Source organism: Leptolyngbya sp. FACHB-36, assembly GCF_014695955.1.
Lineage (GTDB): Bacteria > Cyanobacteriota > Cyanobacteriia > Leptolyngbyales > Leptolyngbyaceae > FACHB-36.
Window position 1 is genome coordinate 1 of sequence record NZ_JACJPG010000070.1, and the last position, 1969, is coordinate 1969.

The following is a 1969-nucleotide window of genomic DNA, read 5'->3' on the forward strand; positions in this document are numbered from 1 at the left end:
GCGGCAACGGGCAAACTTTCGCCCGCGTTCACCGCGCTGGTCCGCTACCAGCAGGCGAACTACGCCAATCAGCTCATTGCCGACAGTGGTTTGGGCGACACGATCAACCTGAAGCTGGGGGTGGCTTACCGCAACCCGATCGACGACAAGTTCAACGCCCTACTGCGCTACGAGTTTCGCCAAAATCCCTCGACAATTCCCGACTCGCTGCTGTTTGGCAGCGGCAACGGCTCCGCAGTGCACCTCGTGGCGCTGGAGGCGCTCTACGCTCCGAACTATCGCTGGGAGTTCTACGGCAAGTTTGCCCTGCGGAACACGCGATCGTACTTAGCACAAGACCTGCTGGGCACCAACGCGATTACCCTGGGTCAGGTCCGAGCGACCTATCGCCTCGGCTACCGCTGGGATATTGCGGGCGATGTGCGCTGGATTGGTCAGTCGCTGACCGGATTCAATGAAGTCGGCTTTGTGGTCGAGGCGGGTTACTACCTGACGCCGAACTTGCGCCTCGGTGCAGGCTACAACTTCGGCAGCGTCAGCGATCGCGACTTTGGCGATCGCGATCGCGGCGGCTTCTTTGTCGGGCTAACCCTGAAGCTCAACGAACTCTTCAGCGGGTTTGGGCTGCAACGCCCCGTTCCACCGCAGCAGCAGGAATCGGTGGTACAGCCCGTTGCCAATCAAGCTCCCGCGTCGCCTATACCCCCCCAATCCACCAGTCCACCCGTCGAGAATCAGCTCGCAACAACCCCAAGCACGGGAGGCGTACAGGAGCGATGATGAGGAGATTGAACGGAACACGACCGCACACGAAACCATCAGGGCAGCATCTACCGCCCCTTCTCTACTCGCTCCCTCTTCTGCTACTCGCCACCCCTGCCTGGAGCCAGTCGGCTCCAGGGCTGCAAATTACCGTGACGAGCAGCGAAGACGGACCCGTGGCAGCCGATGGCGCACTGACGCTGCGCGAGGCGATCGAGCTTGCCAACGGCACCCTGACGCCCGACAAGCTCTCTTCGGCAGAACAAGCGCTAGTGCAATCGGGAACGGGCGCGCAAATTCGCTTTAACCTACCCGCTGGGCAAACGACGATTCGCCTGAATCGGGCGCTACCGGATTTGACCACACCCGGACTGGTGGTGGACGGCACAACGCAGCCGGGCTACGACGCGAGTCGATCGGCGATCAACGAGTTGTCTTTGCCGGTTCCAGTCGTGGCGATCACGGCAGCACCCGGAATCGACATTCTGCGCGGATTAACCATCACGGCTGACGGCATCACGGTTCGCGGTCTCAGCATCTACGGCTTCACGGGCACCCTGACCTCCACCGCTAGCACTCCGCCTGCGGACATCTTCATTGCCCATCGCTTTCCGCCACCAGATATCCGCAAGCATCCGACGCCCGCTAACTTTTCGCCGTTCTACTCCGACGATGTGCCACCGAAAAACGTGGTGATCGAGAACAACTGGATCGGTTTGCCGCCGTCAGCCGAGGGCACCGCCCAGTCAGACACGCGATCGGCGTTTGGCGTGTCGGTGTTCAACGGAGTGGGCACCGTAATTCGGCGTAACTGGATCGCCAATCACGATGGCAGCGGCATCATTACCTCGGTGGATGCCAGCCGCACTCAAGTGATAGAGAACGCCATTATTGGCAATGGCGTGGCTGGAATGCCCGATGCGATTCGGCTGGAAGGCACGATCACCCAGTCACTCATTACAGGTAACCTGATCTGCGGCAATGATGGCAGTGGCGTTTACCTGTTCAAGCCCAGCGGCGCGGCGCAGATTCAGAACAACCAAATTATCTTTAATGGACGCCGTCTGCGCCGCGCCGCCGTGTACCTGATGGGCAACGACCACCAGGTAACGAACAACCAGATTCGCTATCAGGCAGGTCCCGGTGTGGTGGTGGCTGCGTTTCCCCGCAGCACTAGCCAGATTCAAGGCAATCGCTTCTCCCAGCT

Annotated in this window: 1 protein-coding gene and 1 pseudogene; both read left to right on the plus strand. The window is 60.4% G+C overall.

The genetic code is table 11. From position 1 onward, the window contains the following. A pseudogene (locus H6F43_RS00975) lies at positions 1-780 on the plus strand (hypothetical protein); the annotation flags it as partial. A gap of 80 nt (positions 781-860) precedes the next feature. Further along, on the plus strand, positions 861-1969 hold a 1109-nt coding region (locus H6F43_RS00980), incomplete at its 3' end, for a right-handed parallel beta-helix repeat-containing protein (RefSeq protein ID WP_347272354.1).